Source organism: Duganella sp. AC237 (assembly GCF_979254035.1).
Genome location: NZ_CEEDEW010000003.1, coordinates 2,707,210 through 2,734,123, shown reverse-complemented (window position 1 = coordinate 2,734,123; position 26,914 = coordinate 2,707,210). Strand labels below are relative to the sequence as shown.

The 26,914-nt window shown below is 62.5% G+C and carries 23 protein-coding genes and 3 tRNA genes; 10 read left to right on the top strand and 16 right to left on the bottom strand.

Going from position 1 to position 26,914, the window contains the following annotated elements:
- Positions 1-64: 64 nt before the first annotated feature.
- Positions 65-2,623 (bottom strand): DNA ligase D, encoded by a 2,559-nt coding sequence (gene ligD, locus AC0IYS_RS12490; protein ID WP_471705439.1) that lies wholly within the window; start codon positions 2,621-2,623, stop codon positions 65-67.
- Positions 2,624-2,783: 160 nt separating this feature from the next.
- On the opposite strand from ligD, the gene AC0IYS_RS12485 reads away from it, so the two are divergent.
- Complete coding sequence (locus AC0IYS_RS12485) at positions 2,784-3,134, top strand: hypothetical protein (RefSeq protein ID WP_471705438.1); 351 nt, start codon at positions 2,784-2,786, stop codon at positions 3,132-3,134.
- 72 nt (positions 3,135-3,206) lie between these two features.
- Here the strand turns inward: AC0IYS_RS12485 and AC0IYS_RS12480 are convergent, their stop codons facing one another.
- From AC0IYS_RS12480 to AC0IYS_RS12460, 5 genes are all read right to left on the bottom strand, one after another.
- Complete coding sequence (locus AC0IYS_RS12480; RefSeq protein WP_471705437.1) at positions 3,207-4,736, bottom strand: efflux transporter outer membrane subunit; 1,530 nt, start codon at positions 4,734-4,736, stop codon at positions 3,207-3,209.
- A 1-nt stretch (position 4,737) separates the two neighbouring features.
- Positions 4,738-7,923, bottom strand: coding sequence for an efflux RND transporter permease subunit (locus AC0IYS_RS12475; RefSeq protein ID WP_471705436.1), 3,186 nt, complete (start codon positions 7,921-7,923; stop codon positions 4,738-4,740).
- Positions 7,924-7,927: 4 nt separating this feature from the next.
- Positions 7,928-9,184: an efflux RND transporter periplasmic adaptor subunit gene (locus AC0IYS_RS12470; protein WP_471705435.1), complete on the bottom strand. Its 1,257-nt coding sequence runs from the start codon at positions 9,182-9,184 to the stop codon at positions 7,928-7,930.
- Between the two features lie 156 nt (positions 9,185-9,340).
- Positions 9,341-10,213 carry an alpha/beta hydrolase gene (locus AC0IYS_RS12465; protein WP_471705434.1) on the bottom strand — a complete coding sequence of 291 codons (873 nt, stop codon included), beginning with the start codon at positions 10,211-10,213 and terminating at the stop codon, positions 9,341-9,343.
- Positions 10,210-10,422, bottom strand: coding sequence for a hypothetical protein (locus AC0IYS_RS12460; protein WP_471705433.1), 213 nt, complete (start codon positions 10,420-10,422; stop codon positions 10,210-10,212). The genes AC0IYS_RS12465 and AC0IYS_RS12460 overlap by 4 nt, the downstream gene beginning before the upstream one ends.
- A gap of 158 nt (positions 10,423-10,580) precedes the next feature.
- Between AC0IYS_RS12460 and AC0IYS_RS12455 the strand changes: the two genes are divergently transcribed.
- The 3 genes from AC0IYS_RS12455 (at position 10,581) to AC0IYS_RS12445 (ending at position 13,245) form a co-directional block, all read left to right on the top strand.
- Positions 10,581-11,540: a LysR family transcriptional regulator gene (locus AC0IYS_RS12455; RefSeq protein WP_471705432.1), complete on the top strand. Its 960-nt coding sequence runs from the start codon at positions 10,581-10,583 to the stop codon at positions 11,538-11,540.
- Entirely contained in the window at positions 11,537-12,523 is a 987-nt protein-coding gene (locus AC0IYS_RS12450; protein ID WP_471705431.1) for a D-2-hydroxyacid dehydrogenase, read from the top strand. Before AC0IYS_RS12455 ends, AC0IYS_RS12450 begins: the two co-directional genes overlap by 4 nt.
- A 203-nt stretch (positions 12,524-12,726) precedes the next feature.
- On the top strand, positions 12,727-13,245 hold the full coding sequence (locus tag AC0IYS_RS12445) for a GNAT family N-acetyltransferase (protein WP_471705430.1): 519 nt from the start codon (positions 12,727-12,729) through the stop codon (positions 13,243-13,245).
- Between the two features lie 91 nt (positions 13,246-13,336).
- On the opposite strand, the gene AC0IYS_RS12440 is transcribed toward AC0IYS_RS12445, so the two are convergent.
- The 4 genes from AC0IYS_RS12440 to AC0IYS_RS12425 all read right to left on the bottom strand — a co-directional run bounded on the left by AC0IYS_RS12440 (position 13,337) and on the right by AC0IYS_RS12425 (position 15,597).
- Entirely contained in the window at positions 13,337-13,930 is a 594-nt protein-coding gene (locus AC0IYS_RS12440) for a YdeI/OmpD-associated family protein (protein WP_471705429.1), read from the bottom strand.
- A gap of 10 nt (positions 13,931-13,940) precedes the next feature.
- Positions 13,941-15,086, bottom strand: a complete 1,146-nt coding sequence (locus AC0IYS_RS12435) for an alpha-hydroxy acid oxidase (protein WP_471705428.1) — start codon at positions 15,084-15,086, stop codon at positions 13,941-13,943.
- A 186-nt stretch (positions 15,087-15,272) separates the two neighbouring features.
- Positions 15,273-15,349 (bottom strand) — tRNA-Arg (locus AC0IYS_RS12430).
- 171 nt (positions 15,350-15,520) lie between these two features.
- Positions 15,521-15,597 (bottom strand) — tRNA-Arg (locus AC0IYS_RS12425).
- 147 nt (positions 15,598-15,744) lie between these two features.
- Between AC0IYS_RS12425 and AC0IYS_RS12420 the strand changes: the two genes are divergently transcribed.
- On the top strand, positions 15,745-16,206 hold the full coding sequence (locus tag AC0IYS_RS12420) for a cache domain-containing protein (protein WP_471705427.1): 462 nt from the start codon (positions 15,745-15,747) through the stop codon (positions 16,204-16,206).
- Between the two features lie 70 nt (positions 16,207-16,276).
- Here AC0IYS_RS12420 and AC0IYS_RS12415 read toward each other — a convergent pair.
- The 3 genes from AC0IYS_RS12415 to AC0IYS_RS12405 form a co-directional block, all read right to left on the bottom strand.
- A tRNA-Arg gene (locus AC0IYS_RS12415) sits at positions 16,277-16,353 on the bottom strand.
- Between the two features lie 187 nt (positions 16,354-16,540).
- Complete coding sequence (locus AC0IYS_RS12410) at positions 16,541-16,771, bottom strand: hypothetical protein (protein ID WP_471705426.1); 231 nt, start codon at positions 16,769-16,771, stop codon at positions 16,541-16,543.
- Complete coding sequence (locus tag AC0IYS_RS12405) at positions 16,741-16,950, bottom strand: hypothetical protein (RefSeq protein WP_471705425.1); 210 nt, start codon at positions 16,948-16,950, stop codon at positions 16,741-16,743. The genes AC0IYS_RS12410 and AC0IYS_RS12405 overlap by 31 nt, the downstream gene beginning before the upstream one ends.
- A gap of 140 nt (positions 16,951-17,090) precedes the next feature.
- On the opposite strand from AC0IYS_RS12405, the gene AC0IYS_RS12400 reads away from it, so the two are divergent.
- The 3 genes from AC0IYS_RS12400 to AC0IYS_RS12390 all read left to right on the top strand — a co-directional run bounded on the left by AC0IYS_RS12400 (position 17,091) and on the right by AC0IYS_RS12390 (position 21,552).
- Positions 17,091-17,924 (top strand): response regulator, encoded by an 834-nt coding sequence (locus AC0IYS_RS12400; protein ID WP_471705424.1) that lies wholly within the window; start codon positions 17,091-17,093, stop codon positions 17,922-17,924.
- Between the two features lie 160 nt (positions 17,925-18,084).
- The gene (locus AC0IYS_RS12395) at positions 18,085-20,283 is read left to right on the top strand and encodes a hybrid sensor histidine kinase/response regulator (RefSeq protein ID WP_471705423.1); all 2,199 of its coding nucleotides are present in this window, start codon (positions 18,085-18,087) and stop codon (positions 20,281-20,283) included.
- A 291-nt stretch (positions 20,284-20,574) separates the two neighbouring features.
- Positions 20,575-21,552, top strand: a complete 978-nt coding sequence (locus AC0IYS_RS12390; RefSeq protein ID WP_090321331.1) for a diguanylate cyclase domain-containing protein — start codon at positions 20,575-20,577, stop codon at positions 21,550-21,552.
- Positions 21,553-21,635: 83 nt separating this feature from the next.
- Here AC0IYS_RS12390 and AC0IYS_RS12385 read toward each other — a convergent pair whose 3' ends face one another.
- Positions 21,636-22,052, bottom strand: a complete 417-nt coding sequence (locus tag AC0IYS_RS12385; protein ID WP_471705422.1) for a hypothetical protein — start codon at positions 22,050-22,052, stop codon at positions 21,636-21,638.
- Positions 22,053-22,268: 216 nt separating this feature from the next.
- Between AC0IYS_RS12385 and AC0IYS_RS12380 the strand changes: the two genes are divergently transcribed.
- Positions 22,269-23,894, top strand: a complete 1,626-nt coding sequence (locus AC0IYS_RS12380) for a response regulator (RefSeq protein WP_471705421.1) — start codon at positions 22,269-22,271, stop codon at positions 23,892-23,894.
- Between the two features lie 156 nt (positions 23,895-24,050).
- The gene (locus AC0IYS_RS12375; RefSeq protein ID WP_471705420.1) at positions 24,051-24,764 is read left to right on the top strand and encodes a sensor histidine kinase; all 714 of its coding nucleotides are present in this window, start codon (positions 24,051-24,053) and stop codon (positions 24,762-24,764) included.
- A gap of 257 nt (positions 24,765-25,021) precedes the next feature.
- Here the strand turns inward: AC0IYS_RS12375 and AC0IYS_RS12370 are convergent, their stop codons facing one another.
- A complete protein-coding gene (locus AC0IYS_RS12370) occupies positions 25,022-26,323 on the bottom strand; it encodes an NAD(P)/FAD-dependent oxidoreductase (RefSeq protein ID WP_471705419.1) in 1,302 nt (433 codons plus the stop codon).
- A 53-nt stretch (positions 26,324-26,376) separates the two neighbouring features.
- A complete protein-coding gene (locus AC0IYS_RS12365; RefSeq protein WP_471705418.1) occupies positions 26,377-26,838 on the bottom strand; it encodes a hypothetical protein in 462 nt (153 codons plus the stop codon).
- Positions 26,839-26,914: the final 76 nt, after the last annotated feature.

Genomic DNA, 26,914 nt, shown 5'->3' with positions numbered 1-26,914 from the left:
AACACGGAGACACGCAGGGCGGATTAGCAAAGCGTAATCCGCCCTACGTGGCCCCCATGTAATCTCAGTTTCCCGAGCCAGGTTTAAAATCCAACATCTTCATAGCCGGCGCCAGCCCCTTGGCGGCTTTGGCGTATCCATCCCATGGCGAGTTACCAACATCGAGCCGGGTATGCACCGTGCCCACGGTCCAATGATCGCCGCCGGTCAGCTGATCCAACTCATCCCACGCCACCGGCACCGAAATCCCCAACCCCGGCCGCGCCCTTGCCGACCAGGCGCACGCCGTCGTCGCGCCCCGCCCGTTACGCAAATAATCGATAAAGATCTTCCCGACACGATTACTAGGTCCGCTCTTGAGCACAAAGCGCTCCGGAATATTCTGCGCCATATGCGCCACGATCGCCTGTGAAAACGCCTTGACGTCATCCCAGCCATACCCCGGCTTGATCGGCACCACCACGTGCAGCCCTTTGCCGCCGCTAGTCTTCAAAAACGCCGGCAACCCGAGATGATCGAGGAAGGCCCGCATCAGCTGCGCCGCTTCCTGCACCTGCTTCCAGGTGACGTCCTTGCCGGGATCGAGATCGAACACCATCCGGTTCGGCTTCTCGTAACTGGTGGCGCTGGCGTTCTGCGTGTGCAGTTCCACCACGTTCCACTGCGCCGAGGACAACAAGCCCTGCTCCGTCGATACCTCCAGCATCGGCGGATGATCCGGGTCGAGCTCCTGCTTGAGGCTCTTCACACCGGGCAGTTTGTTGGTCTCCACGTGCTTCTGGAAAAACAGCTCGCCACCGACGCCGGCGGGCGCCCGCACAAGCGATACCGGCCGGCCCTTCAAATGTGGCAGCATCAAGGCGCCCACCAGCGCGTAGTAACGCACCAGCGTGATTTTGGTGGCGCCGCTTTGTTTGTCGATCACTCGGTCCGGGTTGGTCACTTTCAGTGAAGCCGGTAGCTTGCCCTGCACGGCGGTCGAGGTTTCCATGTCGGTGTTCTCCTTCTCCTTCACGTGGGATGGCAGCTCGCGCGTGATGGCGCTGGCCTTCTTATCCTTGCGCAGCCCTTTGAATACGGAATGGCGGATCGAACCTGAGCGCGTCCACTCGCCGAAGGCCACTTCCGCCACCAACGTCGGCTTGAGCCAATGCGCCCGCTTGTCGATGTCCTTGTTCGGCACGAACGGGCTCTTATCGGCCGTCAGCGCATCCATTTTGGATTTCAGGTCCTTCAGCGAGGCGCCATTGAAACCGCTGCCGACGTTGCCGGCGTATTGCAGCTTGCCGTCCTTGTCGTAGGTCCCCAGCAGCAGCGAACCGAAGCCGCTGCGCGAACCTTGCGGATCGGTGTAGCCGCCGATGACGAATTCCTGCCGCTGCCCACATTTGAGCTTGATCCAGCTGCCGCCGCGCCGCGACGTGTACGCCGAATCGCGCCGCTTGCCGATGATGCCCTCCAGCCCCATGCTGCAGGCGGCGGCGATCATGTCCTGTGGCGTCGCGTTCAGCGCGGCGCTATAGCGCACTGTGTCCGTCGCCTTCTTCGCCATTACCTTTTCCAGGATGGCGCGGCGCTCCTCCAGCGGCATCTCCCGCAGATCGCGGCCGTCGTGGAACGGAATATCGAAGATGAAGTAGACCATTTCGCCGGAATGGTTCTCGTCGAAGGCGTTTTGCAGCAGGCCGAAGTCGGGACGCCCTTCTTCATCGTGGACGACGATCTCGCCGTCGTACCAGCCCGATGGCAGCTTCATTTTCGCGATGGCGTCGTGCAGCGGACGCATTTTGTGCGTCCAGTCGTTGCCGTTGCGGGTGATCAGGCGGATGTCCGTGCCGTCCACCCGGGTGAGGATTCGGTAGCCGTCGAACTTGATCTCGAACAGCCAGTCCTCCGGTGACGACGGCGGCGCATCGACCAGCGTCGCCAATTGGGGCGTCAAGGTCTGGGGAAGATCGGCTTTGGGAGCGGCAGCCTTGGGTGCGGTCTTCGGTGCGGTCTTCGATGCGGCCTTCGGCGCGGTGTTGGCGGCGCCCTTGGCCACCTTTGCCGGGACCGTCGCGGCGCTGCCCGGCAAAGGCAAGGCTTTCACGCTGTCGGGCATCTCGTCGATCACGCTGAACTCCTCGGCCGGGCGCGCATACTCGTCCTTCTCTTTAATCAGCAGCCAGGGCTCCTGCTTTTCGCCCTTGCCCTTCATCCGCACCAGCACCCACTTGCCGTGCATCTTATGGCCGGTCAGTTCGAACTTCAGATTGCCGGCGGCGAGCGCCTTGCGCGGATCGTCCAGCGGCTTCCAGTATCCCTTGTCCCAGATGATCACCTTCCCCGCCCCGTACTGCTTGGGCGGTATCGTACCCTCGAAATCGTTGTACGAGATCGGGTGGTCTTCCACGTGAACGGCCATGCGCTTGTCGTGGGTGTCGTAGCTTGGCCCCTTGGGCACGGCCCAACTCATCATGACGCCATCGAGCTCCAGCCGGAAGTCGTAATGCAGCCGGCTGGCCCAATGCTTTTGAATGACGAACGTCAGCGTCTCGCCGCCCTCCTGGCCGCCTTCGGCCGGCTCGGGGGTGATCGCGAAGTTACGCTTGGCTTTATAGGTTTTCAGGGATTCGCTCATGACGCCAGCGTAGCGCCAGGCGGTCGCACCTTCTGTGCGTTCGCGAACATGTAAGCGATTGTAAAGCCCGTCAACGGGTGCTATTCGGGCCGCGTTTTCTGCTCAGTGACACGGGAATTGTCCCGGCCCTAAATCAAAACCTGAATGAGGATTTCACATCATGAACAAACTTATCGCTACCCTGATCGCCGGCCTGTTTGCAACCGCAGCTTTTGCACAAACTCCTGCCACCACCCCAGCCACTCCAGCAGCTGCCAAGGCAGAAGCTAAGGAAACCAAAGCCGCTGTCAAAGCCGAAGCGAAAGAAACCAAAGCTGAAATCAAGGCCGACGCAAAGACCGCCAAGGTAGAAGCCGACGCGAAGAAAGACGTCGCCGTCGCCCACGCCGAAGCCAAAGCCGACAAGGCCGACGCCCACGCCAAGGCTAGCAAAACCAAAGCCAAGGCCCACGCCAAGGCCGCAAAAACCGAAGCCACCGATGGCGTAGCAGCTCCAGCCGTCGTGAAGTAAACTTCGTTCTGTAAGACGAAAAAAAAAGCGGACCCGATTTGATTCGGGTCCGCTTTTCCATGGGCGCTCGGATTATTGCTGAGCGACCGCCGGCGCCGCCGGCGCACTGGCGGTACCGCCGGCGCTATCCCAGCCACCACCCAGTGCGCGGATCAGCGCCACGGTGGTCACCGCGCGCGTGCCGCGCAGCTGCACGGCGGTGCGTTCCACCGCCGCCAGGTTGCGCTGCGCGTCCAGCAGATCGAGGTAGCTAGACCGGCCGGCCGTGTACAGCTTCTGCGCCAGGTCGGCGGAACGGCGTGCCGACACCAGGGCCGCTTCCATCTGCGCGGTCTGACCGGCCAGGATACGCAGGCCGGCCAGGTTGTCTTCCACCTCGGCGAAGGCCACCAGCACGCTCTGACGATACGTACCGACCGACTCTTCCAGCGCCGCTTCGCTGCGCAGGATGTTGTTCTTATTGCGGCCACCGTCGATGATCGGCATCGACATCAGCGCGCCAAGCACCCACGAACGGCTGCTCCATTTGAACACTTCGGCCACGGTGTCGGCCGACGAGCCGCCACCGCTCGCGCTCAACGTCAGCGCCGGGAACATGGCCGAACGGGCCACGCCGATGCGGGCGTTGGACGCCTCCATCGTGCGCTGCGCGGCGGCGATGTCCGGACGGCGCTCCAGCAGCGACGACGGCATGCCGGCCGGGATCACCGGCAGCAGTGCCGTGTCCAGCAGCGGCGTCACGCCGGCCGTGTAGCTGGCAGCCGGTTTGCCCAGCAAGACCGCCAGCGCATGCTCGGTCGTCACTCGCTGACGCTGCAGGCCGATGAACTCGGAGCGCGTCGTCGCCAGTTCGGTCTTGGCACGCGCCAGATCGAATTCGCCGATGTCGCCCAGGTCGAAACGACGCTGGTTGACCTTGACATCCTCTTCACGCGTTTGCACCGTGCGGTTCAGCGTTTCCAGTTCGGCGTCGGTGGCGCGCAGACGGAAGTACGTCTGCGCCACATCCGCTTGCACCGACAGCAGCACCGAGCGGTAGGTCGCCTCGATCGAGGCGGCGTCGCTGCGGGCGGCGCTGACGTTCGACGATACGCGGCCGAACAGATCGACCTCGTAGCTGGCGGTCAGGTTGGCGCTAAACAGCTTACCCGGCGGGACATCGGTGCCGGTCGGCAGACCGAGCGAGGTCGCCGACTGACGCTGACGCTGGGCGCCGGCGTTGACGCCGACTTGCGGAATACGATCCGCTTCGGCCACGCCGGCGATGGCGCGGGCCTGCTTGACGCGGGCCGCCGCCACCGACAGGTTGGCGTTGGCGCGGGTGGCCTCGGCGATCAGCTCATTGAGGGCTGGATCGTTGAAGGCCAGCCACCATTCGCCGCGCGGCTGCGCCTCGGCGGCTTGCGCCTGTTTCCAGGTGCTGCCGTCGGCGGCGGTTTTCACCGGCGTCGCCAGATCGGCGGCCGTTGGTGTTTGCGATTCCTTGAAGGCGGTCGGCACTTCCACCGCCGGCTGTTTGAATTCCGGCGCGGCGCATGCCGTCATCAGCAACGCTGCCAGTACCGGCGCCACACCTTTGGCGATCATTTGCAGCTTGTTCATATTAGTGGGTCCCTTCCAGTTTAGCCACCGCGCCGTCGCCGGCGACGGCAGGTTTTTTCTCCAGGCGGATCGCCAGGTTACGCAGCAGGACGTAGAACACGGGCGTCAGGAACAGGCCGAAGAAGGTCACGCCCAGCATGCCGGCAAACACCGCCACACCCATCGCATGACGCATTTCCGAACCCGCGCCGCTCGAGAACACCAGTGGCAGCACGCCCATGATGAATGCGATCGACGTCATCAGAATCGGACGCAGACGCAGGCGGCAAGCTTCCAGCGCCGCTTCGACCACGCTACGGCCCTGGTGTTCCAGTTCACGGGCGAATTCCACAATCAGGATCGCGTTCTTGGACGCCAACCCGACCAGCACGAACAGCGCGATCTGCGTGAAGACGTTGTTGTCGCCGGCCGTCAGCTTGACGCCGATCAGCGCGCACAGGATTGACATCGGCACGATCAGGATCACGGCCAGCGGCAGGGTCCAGCTTTCGTATTGGGCGGCCAGCACCAGGAACACCAGCAGTACGCACAGCGGGAACACATAAATCATCGTGTTACCGGACAGGATGTCCTGGTACACCAGTTCCGTCCACTCGTAGCCGATACCCTTCGGCAGAACCTCTTCGACGATCTTTGTCATTTCAGCCTGCGCTTCGCCCGACGACACGCCGGGAGCCGGTGCACCGTTGATTTCAGCGGCGACGAAGGCGTTGTAGCGTTGTACGCGATCCGGGCCATAGGTGTCCTTGACGCGCATCAGCGACGACAGCGGAATCATCTCGCCCTTATCGTTACGCACCTTCAGCTGGGCGATATCCTGCGGGTGCGAACGGAACTGCTGGTCGGCCTGGACGCGCACCTGGTAGGTACGGCCGAACTGATTGAAGTCGTTCACATACAGCGAGCCCAGATTGATCTGCAAGGTCTGGTAGATGGTCTGCAGCGGGATGCCCAACTGCTTGGCCTTGACGCGATCGACGTCTGCGAACAACTGCGGCACGTTGATCTGGTAGCCCGAGAAGACGCCGGCCAGTTTCGGATTGGTGGCGGCTTTCGCCTGCACCGCCTGAACGGCCTTATACAGCGCGTCGTAACCCTGGTTCTCGCGGTCCTGCAGCATCAGCTTGAAGCCGCCGGTGGTACCGAGGCCGTTGACCGGCGGCGGTGGCAGCACCATCACGAACGCGCCTTCGATCGAACCCATACGCTTGTTCATTTCGGCGGCGATGCCTTCTGCCGACTGCTCTTTGCCGTGACGCTTGTCGAAGGCGCTCAGGCCGACGAAAACGATACCGGCGTTCGGCGCGTTGGTGAAGCCGTTGATCGACAGGCCAGGGAAAGCGATCGAGTTGTCGATGCCCGGGATGTCCTTGGCGATGTCCGACATCTTGCGGATCACGGCGTCGGTACGGTCCAGCGAGGCGGCGTCCGGCAACTGGGCGAAGCCGATCAGGTACTGCTTGTCCTGCGCCGGAACGAAGCCCGGTGGCACCAGCTTGAACATGAAGCCTGCCGCGACGGCCAGCACCGCGTAGACAACCAGCGAACCGCCCTTGCGCTTCAATACACCGGTCACGCCCTTTTCATAACGATCGGAAGCGCGGTTGAAGAAGCGGTTGAACCAGCCGAAGAAGCGGCCGAACACCTTGTCCATGCCACGGGTCAGCGCGTCTTTCGGCGCGTCGTGCGGTTTGAGCAGCGCCGCGGCCAGGGCAGGCGCCAGGGTCAGCGAGCTGAATGCCGAGATCACGGTCGAAATGGCGATGGTCAGCGCGAACTGCTTGTAGAACTGGCCGGACAGGCCCGAAACGAACGCGATCGGCACGAACACGGCGCACAGCACCAGGGCGATGGCGATAATCGGACCGCTCACCTCTTTCATCGCCTGGATGGTCGCTTCGCGCGGCGCCAGACCTTCGTGAATATTCCGTTCGACGTTTTCCACCACCACGATCGCGTCATCGACCACGATACCGATGGCCAGCACAAGGCCGAACAGCGACAAGGTGTTGATCGAGAAGCCAAAGGCCAGCATCACGGCGAAGGTACCGACCACCGAGACGGGAACGGCCAGCAGCGGGATCACCGATGCGCGCCAGGTTTGCAGGAAGATGATCACCACCAGCGCCACCAGGATGATCGCTTCGACCAAAGTGTGGATCACGGAGCGGATCGACTCCCGCACGAATTGGGTCGGGTCGTATACGATGTCGTAAGCGACGCCTTCCGGGAAATCTTTCGACAGGCGTTCCATCGTCGAGCGCACGTCGGCCGACAACTGCAAGGCGTTGGCGTTAGGTGCTTCGAAAATTGGAATCGCGGCGGCCGATTTGTTGTTCAGCAGCGAGCGCAAAGCGTACGAGTTCGAGCCCATTTCCAGGCGCGCCACGTCGCGCAGGTGCGTCACGGCGCCGTCGCTATTGGTCTTGACGACGATGTCGCCAAACTCTTCTTCGCTTTGCAGGCGGCCGTGGGTATTGACGGTCAACTGGAAGTCGGCGCCCTTGCTCGGGCCCTGGCCGATCACACCGGCTGCCACTTGCACGTTCTGCTCACGGATCGAATCGACGATGTCGCCGGCGGTCAGGTTGCGCTGGGCGACCTTTTGCGGATCGAGCCAGACGCGCATCGAATAGTCGCCGGCACCGAACAGCTGCACCTCGCCCATGCCGGGCAGGCGCGCCAGTTGGTCCTTGACGTTCAACACCGCGTAGTTACGCAGATACAGGTCGTCGTAACGGCCGTTCGGCGAGGACAGGTGGACCACCATCGTCAGGTTGGGCGACGACTTGACGGTCGTCACGCCGATCTGGCGCACCTCTTCCGGCAAACGCGGAAGCGCGCGCTGGACGCGGTTTTGCACCTGCGTTTCGGCCTGCTCGACGTTGGTGCCGATCTTGAAGGTGACGGTCAGCGCCAGCGCGCCGTCCGAGGTGTTTTGCGAGGACATGTAGAGCATGTTCTCGACGCCGTTGATCTGCTCCTCAAGCGGCGCGGCCACGGTTTCGGCGATGATCTTCGGATTCGCGCCCGGATACTGCGCGCGCACCACCACCGATGGCGGCACCACGTCCGGGTACTCCGAGATCGGCAGCTTGAAGATCGATATCAAGCCGGCGACGAAGATAATGATCGACAGTACGGCCGCGAAAATCGGCTTGTCGACAAAAAATCGGGAGATATTCATATTCTTATTCCTTGGAGGTGCCGGCCTTGGTGTTGGCGACGGCTACTTTTTCATCTTTTTTGGCGTCGGGTTTCGACTCCGGCTTGGCCACGTTGGCGGCCAGCGGATCGGAATCCATCGGCACCACGGTAGGCGTGATCGGCGCGCCGGGACGCACGCGCTGCAAACCATTGATGACGATCTTCTCGCCCGGTTTCAGACCGTCGCGCACGACGCGCAGGCCATCGACCTGTGGGCCCAGCGTGACGGCGCGGTACTCGGCCTTGTTGCCGGCGCCGACCACGAACACGAACTTGCGGCTTTGATCGGTGCTGACGGCGCGTTCGTTGATCAGCAGCGTGGGCTTGGCGCCGGTGGTGCCGGCCAGCTGAACGCGGGCGAACAGGCCGGGAACCAGCGAGCCGTCCTTGTTGGCCAGGGTAGCGCGCATGCGCACCGAACCGCTGCGCGGATCGAGCTGGTTGTCGACGAATTCGAGCTTGCCTTCATGCGGGAAGCCGGTTTCGTTGGCCAGGCCGATCTTGACGATGGCCGGTTGGCCCTTGTGGGCGGCGGCACCGACGCGCAGGTAGGTATCTTCGTCGCCGTCGAAGGAGGCGTAGATGTTTTCCAGCGAGACCACGGAGGTCAGCACGGCCGACGCGTCGACCAGGTTACCGAGCGTGATTTCCGCTTTCGACACGCGGCCGTCGATCGGCGACACCACGCGGGTGTAGGCCAGATTGAGCTTGGCCGCTTCGTACTGCGCCTGCGAGGCGCGGGCATCGGCGTCCAGCTGCTTCTGGTTCGACGCGCGTTCGTCGTATTCGCGCTGGGCGATGGCCTTATCGGCCAGCAGTTTTTCAGCGCGGTTCAATTCCAGCTTGGCCAGTTCTGCCTTGGCGCGCGCCGAACCGGCGGCCGCTTCGGCGCGATTGGCTTCGGCCTGGTATGGACGCGCATCGATAACGAACAACACGTCGCCTTTCTTGACCTGGCTGCCCGGCTTGAAGTTGATCGCGGTGATGAAGCCGCCGACGCGCGGGCGGATCTGCACCTGCTCGACGGCTTCCAGGCGACCCGAGAACTCCTGGGTCTCGGTGATGGTTTTCTCGACCACGGTGGCCGCCGAAATAGGTGGCCCGCCGCCGCCGGCCGCAGGCGCTTCGCTCTTGCCCTTGGCGTCGTCGCAACCCGTGAGGCCGAAAGCGGCCAGTCCCGCCAACGCCATAGCGGCGGCCAGCGGCCGGGCTACAGCGGTGAATTGTTTAATGTTTTTCATTTTTTATCCCTTTGTGCATGAAAATAATTAATAGAAATGGCGGCACCGGCTGCCTCAACGGAAATCGAGAAAACACGGTACTAGCGCCCCGCCGGCAAGCCAGTGGGGACGTGATTACAGATACTGCAAATGGTTAGGGTGGTGTTCCCTGATGATCTATGAAGCTGGCGGCGTCTCCGACCGTTCCAGGTTAGTGACAAAGCTGGCGATTTCGCCCAGCGCGGCGCATTTGCACGCGCAGTCGTTGCGGGCGCCCGGATCTTGCAGGGGCTGCGGCGCCATTCTGATAACGGTGGTTTTGACCCCGCACGAAATCAGCTTGGCGCCATATTGTTCCGCCTCGTCGCGCAGCGGATCGTCCTCGGACGACAGGATCAGCGCGGGCGGCAGGTTTTTCAAACGGCTCGATTGCAGCGGCGACGCATACGGGTGCGTGCGGTCGGCGGCGTTGGGCAGGTAGCCGCGGTAGGCCGCCGCGCAGGCGTCGGCCACGTCCAGCAGCTCCGGCGCCTGCTGCATCTCGCGCATCGAGCAGGTGGTCAGGCCCGGGTCCAGCATCGGCATGATCAGGATCTGGCCGGTCAGCGCCGGGCCGCCACGGTCGCGCGACATCAGCGCGCACACCGCCGCCAGATTGGCGCCGGCCTCGATGCCGGCCACCATCAGCTGCTTGCCGGTCCAGCCGATTTTGCCCTTGTTCTTTTTGGCCCAGGTCAGCACCGCGTGGGCGTCTTCCACCGCCGCCGGGAACGGGCGCACGCTCGCCAGCGTATAGCCGGAGGCCAGCACCGCCATGCCCGGGTGGTCGTCGGCCAGGTGGCGCAGGAAGCTGTCCGCGTCTTCCAGGTCGCCGCCGACAAAGCCGCCGGCGTGGAAGAACACCGTCAGCGTATCGCGCTTGGCGCCGGCGTCGCCGCTGGTGTACAGGCGTGCCGGCAGCGGGCCTTCGGCGCCGCGCACCTCCAGGCTGCGGATCTTCAGGCGATCCGACAGCTCCGGCAGCGCTTTATCCTGTGGCTTGATGGTCACTGCCGCACCGTGCCAGTCGCGTCGGCCGACATCAGCGAGGTGTCGGCGCAAGCCAGCACCTCGCCGCTGGCCACTTCGGTCAGGGCACGAACGCCGCTCACTTCAGACTTCGCAGTCTGCGAGTAGGCATCGGTGTAGACGACGCCCGCCAGCGCGAACGATGTCAGCGCGATCGCAACCGTTGCAAAAATTCCGTCCCGATATTTCATGATGATCCCCTTCCCGCGTGGTGTAACAACTTGCCTCTGCCCCGGAACAGCCCATGCTTTCCTTGGTGCAGTACAGCAATCTTAAACTTGTTCTACAATCCGATAAATAGCCTAAAGTCGAATTGATTGTTCAGCATTATGAACAATGGAGGTCATAAATGAATAAACTGCAAGCGATGGAAGTGTTCGTGAACGTGGTCGACTCCGGCGGCTTCACGCGCGCCGCCGACCAAATGCAGCTGCCCAAGGCCACGGTCTCGACGCTGATCCAGTCGCTGGAGGCGTCGCTGGCGGTCAAGCTGTTGCACCGGACCACGCGGCACGTCAGCGTCACGGCCGACGGCGCGGCCTACTACGAGCGCTGCCTGCGCATCTTATCGGACGTGCGCGACGCCGAGGAATCGCTGTCGCGCACCCGCCTCAGTCCCAGCGGCCGGCTGCGGGTCGATGTGCCCACCGGGCTGGCCGGCAGCGTGCTGGTGCCGGCGCTGCCCGACTTCTTCACCCGCTACCCGGACATCCAGATGGAGATGGGCTGCAGCGACCGCGCCGTCGACCTGGTCGAGGAAGGCGTCGACTGCGCGGTGCGCGCCGGCCAATTGGTCGATTCGAGCCTGATCGCGCGGCGCGTCGGCATCCTGCATTTCGTCACCTGCGCGGCGCCATCGTATCTGGAGCGCTACGGCCGCCCTTCCCACCCGGACGAATTGACGCGCCATCTGTGCGTTAACTATTTTTCATCGAAGACCGGTAAAATCATCGACTGGGACTTTTCGCGCGGCACCGAGCGGGTGCAGGTCGCCCTGCCCGGCCACATCGCCCTGAACGACACCAATGCCTACACGGCTGCGGGACTGGCCGGCCTGGGCATCGTGCAGATGCCGAATTTTTTGCTCGATCCCTTGGTCGCCGACGGCAGCTTCGAACAGGTGCTGCCGGAATGGAGCTCGGACTCGATACCGGTGCACGTGGTGTACCCGCAAAACCGCCATCTGTCGGCCAAGGTGCGGGTGTTCGTCGAATGGGTCGCCGAACTGTTATCCAATCATCCAGGCATGCGCCTGCCGAAGGCACCACCACCGGCGGCGCGCGCCACGTCTTACGAGGTAGCCATATGACCGACGCTTTGACCGTTACTACGACCGACATCCACCGCATCGTTTTCCTCGACCGCGACAGCGTTATCGCCAACGTCCGCAAGCCATCCTTTGCGCACGAGTGGAGCGAGTACCCGGCCACCAAGGCCGCCGACGCGGTACAGCGCCTGCGCGATGCGCGCGCCACGGTCGCCATCACCAACAAGGTACCGTTGCGCGCAGACGACCTGGCGCAACTGCCGGATTTGAAGATGATCGCGGTGGCCGCCACCGGCACCGACATCGTCGATCTGCAGGCGTGCCGCGAGCGCGGCATCGTCGTCTCCAACATCCGCAACTATGCGGTGCACACGCTGCCCGAACACACCTTCGCGCTGATCCTGGCGCTGCGCCGCCAACTGGTGGCCTACCGCGAGGACATCGAAGCGGGCCTGTGGCAAAAGTCGGAGCGATTCTGCCTGTTCGGCCATCCGATCTCCGACCTGGCCGGCAGCCGCCTTGGCCTTGCCGGCTATGGCGCGCTGGGAAAATCGGTGGCGCAGATCGCGCGTGCGTTCGGCATGGAGGTCGTGGTGTTTAATCGCTCGCCGGTGACGGACGACGGCATCAAGCAGGTGTCGTGGGACGAGCTGCTGGAGACGTCGGATGTCCTTAGCCTGCACCTGCCGCTTAACGACAAGACCCGCAACATCATCTGCGCGAAAGAGCTGATACGCATGAAAAGCTCGGCTCTGCTGATCAACACCGCGCGCGGCGGCCTGGTGGACGAAGTGGCGCTGGCCGACGCGCTGCGCGCCGGCGTGATCGCCGGCGCCGGATTCGACGTGCTGACCAAGGAACCGCCACCGGAGGACAATGTGCTGCTCAACCTGCGGCTGCCGAACTTCATCCTCACGCCGCATTCGGCGTGGGCCAGTTCGCAAGCGATGCAGGTGCTGGCCGATCAGTTGATCGACAACATCGAGGCCTGGCAGGCCGGTACGCCAAATAATGTCATGGGCTAATGCCGACCATAACGAACGGAGAGCCCATGGCTCGCTTGACCAAACTGAGTTTGATAGCTGTTACCCTCATCTCGGCAATCACGCTGGCCCTCCTGTCAGTATTTCGCGCTGATCTTGTTCGCCATCGCAGCTGTTTCGCATCGCCGGTCTGCTCTACGCAAGCTGAGGAATGCTCACATTAAAACCTAAGGATGCCACCTCTGATGAATCAGGCTTTTACCATTTCCGTGCCCCAGCTTCACACTGAGCGGCTTACGCTTCGGGAATATCGTGTTGAAGACTTTGCGTTATTTGCAGACCATTTGTCGAATGCTGAAAGCTCCGCTCACTTAGGCGCGGCGGACCGCGCGGCCGCTTGGCGCATCTTCAGTTCGCATGCTGGTTTATGGCTGCTGAGCGGGGCTGGTTGGTGGTCGATAGAGGATCGGCAAACGGGGCAGCTGGTTGGCAGCGTAGGCGCTTTCTTCCGCGACGAATCAACTGTGATGGAGATGGGGTGGAATACCTATCGGGCATTCTGGGGGAAAGGAATTGCGAACGAGGCCGCCGGGGCGGTCCTGAATTATGTATTCGACGTCCGACGTGAGCCGAAGGTTCGAGCGCTGATCGATTCCGGGAATGAATCATCGCGCCGTGTTGCCGAGCGCCTGGGAATGACGTATGAGATGGAAACTGAGCTGCACGGCAAAATCATCAATAGTTACATGCGTGAGCGTACTTGAAGCGGCGTTCGGCCATCAGCGGCCGGACAAGCAATATTAGAAAGCTTGAAATGCAAAGAAAATTGACTCACCAGCCAGGCTCTGCCAACGTCTAGTCGTCCAAACCCTTCCCACTCAAAATATCGGGAATGGCCTTCATCACCCGCGCGGTGCGCGTCTTGGACTGCTTGGCCGACGAAAAATGCAAGAGGTAAGCGCGCCGGCGGCCCGGCGTCAACGCCTCGAAAGCGGTTTTCAACTCCAGCATCTCATCGAGCTTGGCCTGGAATTCCTCGGGCACCGAAAACTCCTCGGTCTTTTTAAACTCGACCTTAACGCCGGAGGCTTCCACCTTCGCCGCCTCCGCGATATATGCCTTCAACACAGCTTTCAGCTTGCGGATTTCCTCGACGTTCTTGAAGCGCGCCTGCCGCGCCGCCTGCACATTGTCGGTCTGCCGAATCAGGATACCCTTGGCGTCCTTCAGCAACGCTCCCTTGAAAAACAGCAGCGCGCAATACTCCTTGAACGAGTGGATCAACACCACGTTCCGCCCTTCCAGCGTGTAGCACGGCGCGCCCCACTTCAAATCCTCGGCAAGCCCGCTATCGAGACAAATCGCCCGCAGCTCGCGCACCTCGTCCACCCAGTTCTTGAGCCGCTCAAAATAGGCATCGACTTTCGGATTCAGGATGTGCCTTGTCATGGCTCGCCTCTCAATACGTCCCGGGAAGAAGGATGTTGCGGTCGACATGCTGCAGATCGCGCAGTCCGCAGAAGGCCATCGTCAGATCGGCCTCGTTGCGGATGATCTCCAGGCATTTGCTCACGCCCTGCTCGCCCATCGCACCCAAGCCATACAGGAACGGGCGTCCAATATAAACGCCTTTCGCGCCCAGCGCCACCGCCTTGATCACGTCCTGGCCGGAGCGGATGCCGCCGTCCATATGCACCTCGATCTGCTTGCCGACCGCCTCGACGATGGCCGGCAGCGCGCCGATCGACGATTGCGCGCCGTCCAGTTGACGGCCGCCGTGGTTGGAAACGATCAGCGCGTCGGCGCCACTTTCAACGGCCAGGCGCGCGTCCTCCGCGTCCATGATGCCCTTGATGATCAACTTGCCGCCCCAGCGCTGCTTGATCCACTCGACGTCCTTCCACGACAGGCTCAAATCGAACTGCTGGCTGGTCCACGACGACAGCGACGACATGTCCGAGACCGACGTCGCGTGGCCGACGATATTGCCGAAGCTGCGGCGCTTGGTGCCCAGCATGCCGAAGCACCAGCGCGGCTTGGTGGCGAGGTTGATCATGTTGGCGACGGTCAGTTTGGGCGGCGCCGACAGGCCGTTGCGCAGATCCTTGTGACGCTGGCCGAGCACCTGCAAATCCAAGGTCAACACCAGGGCCGAGCAGCGCGCGGCCTTGGCGCGGTCGATCAGGCGGTTGATGAATTCACGGTCCTTCATCACATACAGCTGGAACCAGAAAGGCTTGCTGGTGTTGGCCGCGATGTCCTCGATCGAGCAGATGCTCATCGTCGACAAGGTGAACGGCACGCCGAATTTTTCGGCCGCCTTGGCGGCGAGGATTTCACCGTCGGCGTGCTGCATGCCCGTCAAACCGGTCGGCGCCAGGGCCACCGGCATGGCCACGCTCTGGCCGACCATGGTGCTGGCCAGTGTGCGGTTTTCCAGATTGACAGCAACTCGCTGGCGGAATTTAATTTTCGCGAAGTCTTCGTTGTTGGCGCGGTAGGTCGATTCGGTCCAGGAGCCGGCATCGGCGTAATCGTAGAACATGCGTGGAACGCGCTTCTTGGCCAGAACGCGCAGGTCTTCGATACTGGTGATGATGGTCATGCACACTCCTTGGACGGTGATCGACAAATCATCGGGCATTTTGGTGAAAATGCCAATAGCAATGTGGGCCAGCAATAGCGGCCCATGCAGGATAATCAAGGAGATGATTTTGGCGCGGCCGATAAGCGTGCGCCACAAAGCAAAAAGGCCTGAAGATTTCTCTTCAGGCCCTTCTACTTACGAATTTGGTGCGGCTGGCAGGAATCGAACCCACGACCCCTTGGTTCGTAGCCAAGTACTCTATCCAGCTGAGCTACAGCCGCGAAAGACAACATTATAGCAGGGCAATCTCAAATCTAAAAGCTCCGGGAACAGAAATGTTCACACATTATTTCATAGCGCAGAGCCCGTGTAGAAATGGTGGACCTGACCCCGGAGTTGAAAAGAAAAAAGGCCTGAAGATCTCTCTTCAGGCCCTTCGTCTTACGAATTTTTGGTGCGGCTGGCAGGAATCGAACCCACGACCCCTTGGTTCGTAGCCAAGTACTCTATCCAGCTGAGCTACAGCCGCGAAAGACAAGATTATAGCAGCGTTTTTCTGATTGGAGAAGCATTCCTTTTAGGAAATTCCCGTTTTGCCTCATACCAACTATTTGTCTTTCCCCGGAACCGGGTCGCAATTATGATGAAGGACGATTTTTCATTCATGGAGACGACAATGAAACGCTTATTGCGGACGATAGTGATGATGACGGCCTTCGCCGTGGGCAGCGCAGGGGCCGCCGACACCGAACGCGCCAACGCCAAGGACGCCGTGGCGATGGTGAAGAAAGTGATCGCCGATATGAAGAAGCTGGGCAAGGATAAAGTGATCCAGGAGATACAGGCGCAAAGCCCGCAATACCGCGACCGCGATCTCTACGTTTCGGTCGGCACCCTGGATGGCATGAGCCTGGCGAATGGCAATAACGCCAAGATGGCCGGCAAGAACATCATCGATTTGAAAGACCTGGACGGCAAACTGATCACGCGCGAGCGCATCGAGATCGCTAAAACCAAAGGTTCGGGATGGCAGGACTATAAGTGGCCCGATCCGGTGACCAAGGCCGTGCAGAAAAAATCGATGTACGTCGAACGCTATGAAGATATGACCGTCGCCTGCGGCATCTACAAGGACTGATCGCGATAATCGTCGCTGCAAAGCAAAAGGGCCTGAAGATTTCTCTTCAGGCCCTTTACTTACGAATTTTTGGTGCGGCTGGCAGGAATCGAACCCACGACCCCTTGGTTCGTAGCCAAGTACTCTATCCAGCTGAGCTACAGCCGCGTTGGCAACATTATAAAGCATTAATTTCGTTTTGCAAAGTTCGATTTTTTCTATCGTTTAGTTGGCTTGGGATGAACATCACCAAATCAACTTCTTTGCACACAGCCATTTCATACCTTGTTGCACCTCTTTGAACCGGCATGCCGTTCGAAAGAAGCAGCATTATAGGGACACTTTCCCGACTTGTCTAGCCCACGCCGAATTCGGCCGCCGCCTTGGCCGACCACAACGCTTCGTTGTAGGAAGGATACGGTATGCCATAGCAATCGACCTGCCCGTCCTCCCCGACAAACTTCACCCACCAGCCCGCATCGTCGGAAATGATGCCGATATCGCCAGCCTTGCAGTGACTGGCAAGATGCTCGTTTTGCTCGAGTACAACAATATTTACTTTGCGGTGACGGACGACGGTAACCATGGCACACCTCCCTGTTTGCGGCCTCGGCCGCTCTGTACATAGTGCAGCAGTGTATCCCAAGCACCCCGCTCGACGCACTGCAACATAGACAAAAAATCCACCTTTTTCAGCTTATTCATGGCTGTGATCTCGATCATCATCAATAAAAATTTGCAATTGATGGCGCATTGCAGCATCATTGACTTGTCTCCTCTATTCTCCTCCAAGGAAATAGATTTAGCCCGCTCCTGTAGCGGGCTTTTTTTTTACCGTGTACGATTCGATCAGCTTTGCCTTTTCATAAGAACAGATGACAGATCATAAACAGGCCGTCCACAGTATGAATCGAACCGACACGTCTCCCTCCCCCGATTGGTCCCGCACCGCCCTGGGCGCCCGCGACGGCTGGCCGCCCTGCCTGCGCTTGACGGTCGATATCCTGCTCAATTCGCCGCTGCCGATGGTGCTGATGTGGGGCCGCGAGCAAGTTATGGTCTACAACGACGCCTACGCGTCGCTGATCGGCCTGGCCAGCCTGCGCGCGCCCGGCGCCAACGTGCCGTCGATGCAGCCGGCCGCGTGGAGCTGGAACAGCGCCGCCATCCGCCAGGCCTGGGACGGCCACAGCGCCAGCTACCTGGGCAACAACCTGCCGGTGTGGCGCAACGGCGGCGTCGCCCAGCTGCCGCTGGACCTGTACTACACCCCGATCCGCGACGACAGCGACAACGTGGCCGGCATCCTGTGCGCGCTGTCGCCGTCGCAGGCGATCCAGGCGGCGCCCGCCGTTACCGACAGCCGCCCCCTGCGTCTGCTGGTGGTCGAGGACAACGCCGACGCCCGCTACCTGGTGTGCGAGACCTTGCGCGCGCTCGGCCACGAGGTGCACCCGGCCGCCTCCGGCGAGGAGGCGCTGCCGGAATTGTCGCGCCAACCGTTCGACATCCTGTTCACCGACGTCAGCCTGCCCGGCATGTCCGGCGTCGACCTGGCGCGCCGCGCGCTGCAAGAGCGGCCCGGACTCGAGCTGATGTTCGCCTCCGGCTACGGCGACGAACTGACGCGCCACCTGGAGTTTCCGGCAAGATCGTTGCAAAAACCATACGACATCGAACAACTGCAGAGCGCCCTCGACCAAATCGCCCTGCGCCTGCGCGGAACGGCCGGGCGATAGCGCTACAACGACAACCAGGCCGCAGGCGATAGCGTCAACCGTGCGGTGCCGGCGTTAGCAAAGCGTTACAATGAAGACACCGTAAACCGTCAAGCGTTAGCCTGGCGACCCTGCGGCCGCCACCCGGCGGCACAGGTCCCGCGGCAGCCTGAAGCGACACATGATTCTTCCCAACGAGCCCAACGACGTCCTCCCCTCCGCCCCTCTGGCGGACGACGCCATGCTCATCACCGCGCAGAGCGCCCATGAGGAATTGCTGAGCGCGCGAGAAGCGCTGCGTCAAAGCCAGCTCGAAATGCGCGCGCTGGCCAATTCCATGCCGCAGCTGGCGTGGATCGCCGAGCAGGACGGCACCATGATCTGGTACAACGAGCGCTGGTATGACTACACCGGCACCACGCCCGAGCAAATGGCCGCCGGCGGCTGGCGCGACGTCTACGCCCCCGATTGCCTCGACGCGATGGTCGATCTGTGGGAACACTGCCGCGCCAGCGGCCAGCTCTATGAGCTGGAAGTGCCGATCCGCAGCGCCGACGGCGAGTTCCGCTGGTTCCTCACGCGCGCCAACCCGGTGCGCGGCAGCAATGGCCTGATCCTGCGCTGGTTCGGCACCTGCACCGACGTCGACCAGGTCAAGCGGGCGCAGGAAGCGCTGCGCGATGAAACCGCCGTGCTCGAACTGGTCAACCGCACCGGCACCGCGCTGGCCTCCACCCGCGACTTGCATCCATTGCTGCAAGAGCTGACCGACGCCGCCACCAGCATCAGCGGCGCGCGCTTCGGCGCCTTCTTCCACCAGGGTATCGACGGCGACGGCGCGGCGGCGCTGCTGCACACGCTGTCGAGCGGCGCGCCGGCCGGCTTCGCCAGCTTCGCCGAGCCGCGCGCGGCCGCCCTGCTCGGCCCGAACATGGGCGGCAAGGGCCCGGTGCGCATCGACGACCTGCAAGCCGAGGCGCGCCAGGCGGTGCCCGGCCAACCGCCGGTGCGCAGCTATCTTGCCGTGCCGGTGGCGCTGAGCTCGGGCGCGGTGATCGGCTGGCTGTGCTTCGGCCACCCGGAACCGGACATGTTTTCCGAGCGCACCGAGCGCATCATCGGCGGCGTCGCCGCCCAGGCCGCCATCGCGATCGACAACGCCCGCCTCTACCAGGCCACCCAGCAGGCGGCCGAAGAGCGCAAGGTGCTGCTCGACAGCGAACGCCAGGCGCGCGCCGAGGCCGAACGCACCAGTCAGATGAAGGATGAATTCCTCGCCACGCTGTCGCACGAGCTGCGCACGCCGCTGACGGCCATCCTGGGCTGGGCCCAGGTGCTGCGGCGGGGCAGCCGCGACCAGGCCGACCTGCACCGCGGCCTGCAGACCATCGAACGCAATGCCCGCGCGCAGGCGCAGCTGATCGAGGATTTGCTCGACATGAGCAGCATCGCCTCCGGCAAGGTACAGCTGGAAATGCTGTCGCTGTCGCCGTCGGCCATTGCCGCCGCCGCCATCGAGACGGTGCGCCCGGCCGCCCAGGCCAAGCACATCCACCTGCACACCGAGTTCGAGGCGCTGGCCGGCATGGTCGCCGGCGACGCCAACCGTTTGCAGCAAATCATCTGGAACCTGCTGACCAACGCCATCAAGTTCACCCCGCACGGCGGCACGGTGACGGTCGGCGTGCGCCGCGAAGGCGACCAGGTCGCCATTTTCGTGCGCGACACCGGCATCGGCATCGCCCCGGGGTTCATCGCCCATGTGTTCGAGCGCTTCCGCCAGGCCGACGCCACCACCACCCGCCAGCATGGCGGACTGGGACTGGGTTTATCGATCGTCAAGCATCTGGTCGAGCAGCACGGCGGCACCGTCAGCGCCGAGAGCGGCGGCGAAGGCCTGGGCGCCTGTTTCACGGTGCGCCTGCCGCGCCGCACCGGCAAAAACGAGGCGTCGGGCGCCGACGGCGTGCGTTCTGCTGCAACGCATGATTTATCCGGCTTGCAAGTGTTGGTTGTTGACGACGAAGACGACGCCCGGGAGTTGATCAAACGCATACTTAATGACTGCAATGCCGACGTGCTGACCGCCGCCACCGCCACCGAAGCGCTCAGTTTGCTTCAGCACGCGCGGCCCGATTTGATGGTCAGCGACCTCGGCATGCCGGAGGTCGACGGCTACGGTCTGCTCGACCGCATCCGCGCGCTAGGCCCGGCGCACGGCGGCAATTTGCCGGCCATCGCGCTGACCGCGTTCGCGCGCTCGGAAGACCGGGTGCGCGCGCTGTCGAGTGGTTTCATGGCCCATATCTCCAAGCCCGTCGAACCTAGCGAGCTCATCTCAAAAGTGGCGGCCATGGGCGCGGCGCACCGCCACGCGTGATATCCTCTGGTCAAGACAGGAACGCCGCCGATGACGGGCGATACGCGAAAGTAAGCATTATTTCCCCGAAGTACATATTTCCTCCTACTTTGAGACGCGGCCCTGTCCTACAAGCAATCCGGAAAAGGCTTGTTACACTACAAAAATTCGCGGGATAGGGGTACAATTATTTCCGTACAGCAATAAGTTACAGATGTGTGCGCCGCAGCACTGCGGTTTGCTATATTATCGATTTATTATTGGCGTTTTCCCGGCCATCCCGGCCGTTTTAAGAGACAGACAGAGACAAATATGCCGAGCCGAGACGAAATTCTGCACGCCAAGATCCTGGTGGTGGATGACAGTGCCGACAACGTCGACCTGATGCTGGAGATCCTGCGCGAAGCCGGTTATACCAATGTCGCGTCGACGATGCTGCCAGAACAGGTGTGCCCGATGCACCGACAGCAATGCTACGACTTGATTTTGCTCGATCTGCAAATGCCGGGGCTCAATGGTTTTCAGGTCATGAAGGGCTTGAAGGAAATCGAACAAGGCGGCTACCTGCCGGTGCTGGCCCTGACCGCCCAACCGAGTTTCAAGATCGCCGCGCTGGAAGCGGGCGCGCGCGACTTCATCAGCAAACCGTTCGACCTGCTCGAGGTGCACAAGCGCATCCACAACATGCTCGAAGTGCGCCTGCTGTACAAGGAACTGGCGCAATATAGCCGCCAGCAGCAGGAACTGGCGCTGCACGATCCGCTGACCGGGCTGCCGAACCGCCGCCTGCTCGAGGACCGCATCGCCACCGTGCTGCAGCACGCCACGCGCCAGCAGAACAAGGCCGCCGTCATGTATCTGGACCTGGACGGCTTCAAGGCCATCAACGACACCCACGGCCACGCCACCGGCGACGACATCCTGAAAATGGTGGCGCAGCGCCTGGTCGGCTGCGCCCGCAAGGAAGACACCGTGGCCCGCGTCGGCGGCGACGAATTCGTCATCGTCATGGGCAACATCGCCCACCTGGGCGACACCCAGGAGCCTGCAAGCAAGCTGATCGAGGCGGTCTCCGAGCCCTACCTCATCAACGGCCTGACCCTGCAGCTGTCGACCAGCATCGGCATCGGCATCTTCCCGGACGACGCCGACGCGGTCGCCTCGGTGATCGCCATGGCAGATGCCGCGCTGTACGAGGCCAAGCGTTCCGGCAAGAACCGCAGCTGCACCGCGCAAACCCTGCGCAACCAGCCGACACGGCAACACGTCAGATCGCCGGCGCCGGCCTGAAAGCCACGCGGTAAAAAAAAGGGCGGGTGATATACCCGCCCTTCTTCTATTGCACGGGACAAACCCGTGCGGATTCTGCGCGATTAATGCGCGGTGGCTTTTTGCTTGCCGGCCTTGCCGCCCTCGTCGACCTTGCCGGCGTGCTGATGGTCGGCTTTGGCGTTGACCATATCCGGCGGCACTTCGATGCGCGTGATGCCCGAATCGACCGACACCGGATCGCTGGCCGGGAACGTCATCTCGATGCCGCCATCGAGCAGCGTTTCCTTGGCCTGTTCTTCCGGCGTTTCCTGTTCGTGGTCGGCCAGGGTGGCGATGGCTTGCGCCCACTTGACGAACTCCAGCTTGGACAGGTCGCGCACGCTGTGCACGTCGAAGGCCTGGGCCAGCGCTTTGGCGTCCTTCGGGCTGATGCCGCGCAGGGCGCTCACCGGCGCTTCGGCCAAGGCCCGGAAACTCAGCCCTACATATTCCTTGTCGACGATGGTATCGATATTCATGATGTTTTCCTTTAGTGGGGGTTACAACTCCACTGTGACAGCCGCGCCACGGCGGGTCTGTGCGCAATCAAACATTGGCGTGGTGGCGCCCCGGGACCGGTTCGATTGCCGTTGAGGTTTTGACATTCATATAGGCAATTGCTATGATCCGCAGGTGCTTCTCTGGCTGCGTTCACGCCGCGAAGATTTCGCAGTATCAGCATGAGCAGAGACCCCGTGCCTAAAATAGAAAAACCAAAGATCCTGGTCGTCAATGACGACGCGAACAGCCTGTTCGCGTTGACCAGTTTGCTTGCCCAATGGGCCGAGCAGGAATCCTATGAGGTGCTGGCGGCGCGTTCCGGACAGGAAGCGCTGCGCCAGGTGCTGATGCACGACTTCGCCGTCATTCTGCTGGACGTCAACATGCCCGGCATGGACGGCTTCGAAACGGCCGAGGCGATCCACCAGCGCGCGCGCTCGGCCGACATCCCGATCATCTTCATCACCGCCTTCCTCGCGGACGAGCTCGATCGTTTGAAGGCTTACCAGCGCGGCGCCGTCGATTTCCTGTTCACGCCGGTGATTCCGCAGATCCTGTACGCCAAGATCGCCGTGTTCGTCGCGCTGGCGGTCAAGAACGAGGAATTGAAGAAGCAGGCCCGCCAGTTGAGCCAGCGCACCACCGAACTGACCGCCACCAATAAGCGGCTGACCCGCGAGATCGAGGACCGCCAGGTGGCGGAGCGGCAAAACCATGCCAAGGACGAGTTCCTGGCGATGCTGGGCCACGAGCTGCGCAACCCGCTCAGCGCCATCAGCAGCGCCGCCTCGCTGATCGGCCTGCCTGGCGTGTCCACCGACGGCGTGCAGCGGGCCAAGAAAATCATCCAGCGCCAGAGCCAGCACCTGGGCCGCATCGTCGACGACCTGCTCGACCTGTCGCGCGCCATGTCCGGCAAGATCCTGCTCAACCGCGCGCCGCTGGACCTGTCGGCGCTGGTCGCGCACACGCTCGAAACCTTCCGCGCCACCGGCCGCAGCGGCGACTACCAGCTGATCCAGGACCTCGATCCCGGCTGGATCGAGGGCGACCCGACCCGCCTCGAGCAAATCGCCAGCAACCTGATCGACAATGCCCTGAAATACACCCCGCCGGGCGGCCGCATCGAGGTGCGCACCTGGACCGAGAACGACGACGTCGTGCTCAGCGTGCGCGACACCGGCGTCGGCATCTCGGCCGACCTGCTGCCGCACGTGTTCGACGTGTTCGTCCAAGGCTCCAGCACGCTGGACCGGGCGCAAGGCGGCCTGGGCATCGGCCTGTCGCTGGTGCGCCGCCTGACCGAACTGCACGGCGGCAGCATCGAGGCCGAAAGCAAGGGTCCGGGCGGCGGCAGCACCTTCACGCTCAGGATGCCGCGCATCGAGCACCAGCTCGAGCCCGCGCCGCCCCCTGCACCCGCCGCGCAAGACCGCGAACAGGGCAAGCCGAGCGTGCTGCTGATCGAAGACAACGAGGACGGCCGCGAAATGATGGCCATGATGCTCAGCTGCTATGGCTACGAGGTACAGTACGCCGAGGACGGCCTGCGTGGGCTGGAGGTGGCGGCGCGCTTCCGGCCGGACCTGGCGCTGGTCGACATCGGCCTGCCCGGCATCGACGGTTACGAGGTGGCGCGGCGGCTGCGCGCCGACCCGTCCACGCGCGATATCAAGCTGATCGCGCTGACCGGCTACGGCCTGGCCGAGGACCTGCGGCGGGTGCTCGACGCCGGTTTCGACCGCCATCTGGTCAAGCCGGTCGACATCGATCACCTGATGGAAGTGATCGGCAGCTGCACCGAGCTGCCGGTCAAATAAGCCATCGAATAATCGGTGAAAAAGCGCCGTCGCCGGCCGCGCCGCGTGCGCCATGCTTTGCGAAGCTCGGGTATTATCCGAACACGATAAGTCTGCCGGAAAAAAAGCGGTTACCCACCGCAACTCCGGTCCGCTAACATCACTTCAGAGAAAACCATGTCCTTACCGGCTCCACAAGAACATCAGGACGCGCTGCGCAGCGCGGATTTGAGCGAACTGCTCGGCCACGTTCATACGTGTTGGGATAACGAAAGGCGTTCGCTGTCGCGCCAGCTGCACGACAGCCTGGGCTCGTCGCTGACGGCGCTGACCATGCATCTGGGGTTGCTGATGCAAAAGATGCCGCAGGAGCCGGCGCTGCAGGACCGCGCCGCGCACATGAAGCAGCTGCTGATGCAGATCGTCGAAACCAACCGCCAGATGCAGCTCAAATTGTGGAACGACAAGCTGGAATTCCTCGGCGTGCGCGTGGCCCTGGGCGAGCTGGTCGAGCAATTTGGCGAACAGCAGAAGATCGTCGCCCGCTGCAGCCTGCCGGATGACGAACTCGATTGTCCGCGCAGCCATGGCATCGTGCTGCTGCACACTTTGGAGGAAGCGCTGCGCAACATCGCCACCCACGCCAAGGCCACCGAGATCGACGTGATTGTCGACGACAACGAGGACGAGGTGATGCTGACCGTCAAGGACAACGGCGTGGGCCTGGGTGGTCCGACGGCGGCAGCGCCCGGCCAGGCGGCCGGCAAGTACGGCCTGCGCATGGCGCGCGAGCGCGCCGCCTACCTGGGTGGCACCTTGACCCTGGCGGCAGGCGCCAACGGCGGCGTCGTGCTGACGATGATCTTGCCGAAGCCGGTCAACGCGACGTAACGCGACACTTGGCCACCGCGCGGCGGCCACCGGCATTTAAACCATCTAAACCACGTAGGGCGGATTAGCGAAGCGTAATCCGCCAATGCATGTGTTGCCAGCGGCTCATAGATGGCGGATTACGGCGTCCCGCCTCTTAAGGCCTACCGGCAGGTAGGCCGCCTCCTTCGGTGGGCCCCCGGGGCGGATTGGCGGGCCTCACCCGCCGATCCGCCCTACGTGTCTCCGAGGTAACGCAAACCGCCGTGGCCCCCATCTCAATGCAACTTGACCAGCGGCGTGCTGCGCTTGATCAGGAAGCGTGCCAGCGCCAGCACCCCGGTCCGTATCGTCCCCAGCACCGCCTGGTGGTGCATCAAATGCAAACTGGTGTACATCAGCCGCGCCACAAAGCCGTCGACAAACCAGCTCAAGCCCTTCAGCGATCCCATCAAGCTCCCCACCGAATTGGTCTGCCCGAACGACACCAGCGAGCCATAATCGCGGTAAACATACGGCGTCGAGCGCGGCGGCTTGCCCTTTTGCTGACGCACGAAAGTGGTCAGCAGATAGTCCGCCTGCTGGTGCGCGGCCTGCGCGCGCGGCGGCACCAGCTTGCCGTCCGGACCGGCGCACGCGGCGCAATCGCCCAGCGCATAAATATAGTCGAAACCCTTCACGGCCAGATCCTGACCGACATCGATCTGTCCCGATTTCACCGTCGGCAACCCCAGCTCCTTGAGGAAATCCGGCGCCTTGATGCCGGCCGCCCACACCACGATCTGCGCCGGATAGGAAACTTCCCCGGCGCTGACCTGCGTGGCCGAGATCGCCGTCACCCGCGTATTGGTGACCACGGTGACCGCGCGCTGATGCAGCAACTCCAGCGCGGCCGTCGACACCTTCTCCGGCAGCGGCGCCAGAATGCGCGGGGCCCCCTCGATCAGGGTGATGCGCACGTCGCGCTCGGCCTGCAACTGGCGGAAGCCGTAGGCCGCGTAGACACCGCTGGCCTCGCGCAATTCCGCCGCCAGCTCGACGCCGGTGGCGCCGCCGCCGATGATGACGACATCGACGCCGGAATCCGGCTGCGCGCTCTTCTTCAGCGACGCAAGGGTCAACAGCTTGAGCAGGGTAAGGCGGAAGCGCTCGGCGTCTTCCGTCGCGTTGAGGGAAATGGTATGTTCGGCCGCACCTGGCACGCCGAAATAATTGGAGGTGCTGCCGACCGCCAGCACCAGCGAGTCGAAGCGGACCTGCCGCGCGGGCAGGATCAGCTCGTTCGTCGGCTCGAGGCCGCGGATGGCGCCCACCGTCAGCAGCCGCTGCGCGGCGTCGAGCGCCACCATCGGACCATAGGCAAACGTAAAGCCATTGTCGTGCGCCAGCATCTGGTACGACAAGCCTTCCTGATGCACATCGAGCGTTCCGGCCGCCACCTCGTGCAAGGACGGCTTCCAGATATGGTAGAGCCGGCTATCGACCAGCATCACCGCTTCCGGACCCAGTTTGCGGCCCAGTTTGCAGGCGAGCTCAAGCCCGCCCGCGCCGCCGCCTACAATGACTATTTTGCTATGCAAAGGTTTCTCCTGTAGCGGCGGCCCGCACCGCATTGTCCTGTGAGCTGTCGCGATTAACGGTCGCGACCGTTGCCGTGACCATTGCCGTGGCCCTTGCCATGGCCCTTGCCGTTGCCGCGGTCGTCGTCTCGGTGATCGTCACGACGGTCGTCGCGCCGGTCATCCCGGCGGTCGTCGTGACGGCTGCGATACGCTGGCGCGTATTGGTTGTTATACCAGCTATCTTGAACAAAATACACTGGTTGGCCGCAGGCATTGTATGCGCCGCAGTGCTTGGACCACTTCTTGGCGTGGCCAGGCGGCACGCGCAGATAGATCGGCGCGCGCTCGACGTAATGGGTCGGACGCTGGATAATCAGCGGCTCCCGATAAATCACTTGCGGCTGCGGATAATCACCGATGTCGATGCGGCCGTAAAAGCCAGGCTGGCCGATGTTGACCGAGACGTTGGTGGTGCCGGCGAAGGCGCTGGCGGACAAAGCCAGCAAGCTGGCCGCAATGAGTTTGGCGTTCATGATGTGCCCCATATTGTTATTTATTGTCGAGCGAAGTTGCTCAGGGAACATAATAACAAGCGTGGAGCATTACTTC

Coding starts and splice junctions, on each gene's coding strand:
- ligD (WP_471705439.1), bottom strand. CDS start 2,623: ATGAGCGAATCCCTGAAAACCTATAAAGCCAAGCGTAACTTCGCGATC.
- AC0IYS_RS12485 (WP_471705438.1), top strand. CDS start 2,784: ATGAACAAACTTATCGCTACCCTGATCGCCGGCCTGTTTGCAACCGCA.
- AC0IYS_RS12480 (WP_471705437.1), bottom strand. CDS start 4,736: ATGAACAAGCTGCAAATGATCGCCAAAGGTGTGGCGCCGGTACTGGCA.
- AC0IYS_RS12475 (WP_471705436.1), bottom strand. CDS start 7,923: ATGAATATCTCCCGATTTTTTGTCGACAAGCCGATTTTCGCGGCCGTA.
- AC0IYS_RS12470 (WP_471705435.1), bottom strand. CDS start 9,184: ATGAAAAACATTAAACAATTCACCGCTGTAGCCCGGCCGCTGGCCGCC.
- AC0IYS_RS12460 (WP_471705433.1), bottom strand. CDS start 10,422: ATGAAATATCGGGACGGAATTTTTGCAACGGTTGCGATCGCGCTGACA.
- AC0IYS_RS12455 (WP_471705432.1), top strand. CDS start 10,581: ATGAATAAACTGCAAGCGATGGAAGTGTTCGTGAACGTGGTCGACTCC.
- AC0IYS_RS12450 (WP_471705431.1), top strand. CDS start 11,537: ATGACCGACGCTTTGACCGTTACTACGACCGACATCCACCGCATCGTT.
- AC0IYS_RS12445 (WP_471705430.1), top strand. CDS start 12,727: ATGAATCAGGCTTTTACCATTTCCGTGCCCCAGCTTCACACTGAGCGG.
- AC0IYS_RS12440 (WP_471705429.1), bottom strand. CDS start 13,930: ATGACAAGGCACATCCTGAATCCGAAAGTCGATGCCTATTTTGAGCGG.
- AC0IYS_RS12435 (WP_471705428.1), bottom strand. CDS start 15,086: ATGACCATCATCACCAGTATCGAAGACCTGCGCGTTCTGGCCAAGAAG.
- AC0IYS_RS12420 (WP_471705427.1), top strand. CDS start 15,745: ATGAAACGCTTATTGCGGACGATAGTGATGATGACGGCCTTCGCCGTG.
- AC0IYS_RS12410 (WP_471705426.1), bottom strand. CDS start 16,771: ATGGTTACCGTCGTCCGTCACCGCAAAGTAAATATTGTTGTACTCGAG.
- AC0IYS_RS12405 (WP_471705425.1), bottom strand. CDS start 16,950: ATGATGCTGCAATGCGCCATCAATTGCAAATTTTTATTGATGATGATC.
- AC0IYS_RS12400 (WP_471705424.1), top strand. CDS start 17,091: ATGAATCGAACCGACACGTCTCCCTCCCCCGATTGGTCCCGCACCGCC.
- AC0IYS_RS12395 (WP_471705423.1), top strand. CDS start 18,085: ATGATTCTTCCCAACGAGCCCAACGACGTCCTCCCCTCCGCCCCTCTG.
- AC0IYS_RS12390 (WP_090321331.1), top strand. CDS start 20,575: ATGCCGAGCCGAGACGAAATTCTGCACGCCAAGATCCTGGTGGTGGAT.
- AC0IYS_RS12385 (WP_471705422.1), bottom strand. CDS start 22,052: ATGAATATCGATACCATCGTCGACAAGGAATATGTAGGGCTGAGTTTC.
- AC0IYS_RS12375 (WP_471705420.1), top strand. CDS start 24,051: ATGTCCTTACCGGCTCCACAAGAACATCAGGACGCGCTGCGCAGCGCG.
- AC0IYS_RS12365 (WP_471705418.1), bottom strand. CDS start 26,838: ATGAACGCCAAACTCATTGCGGCCAGCTTGCTGGCTTTGTCCGCCAGC.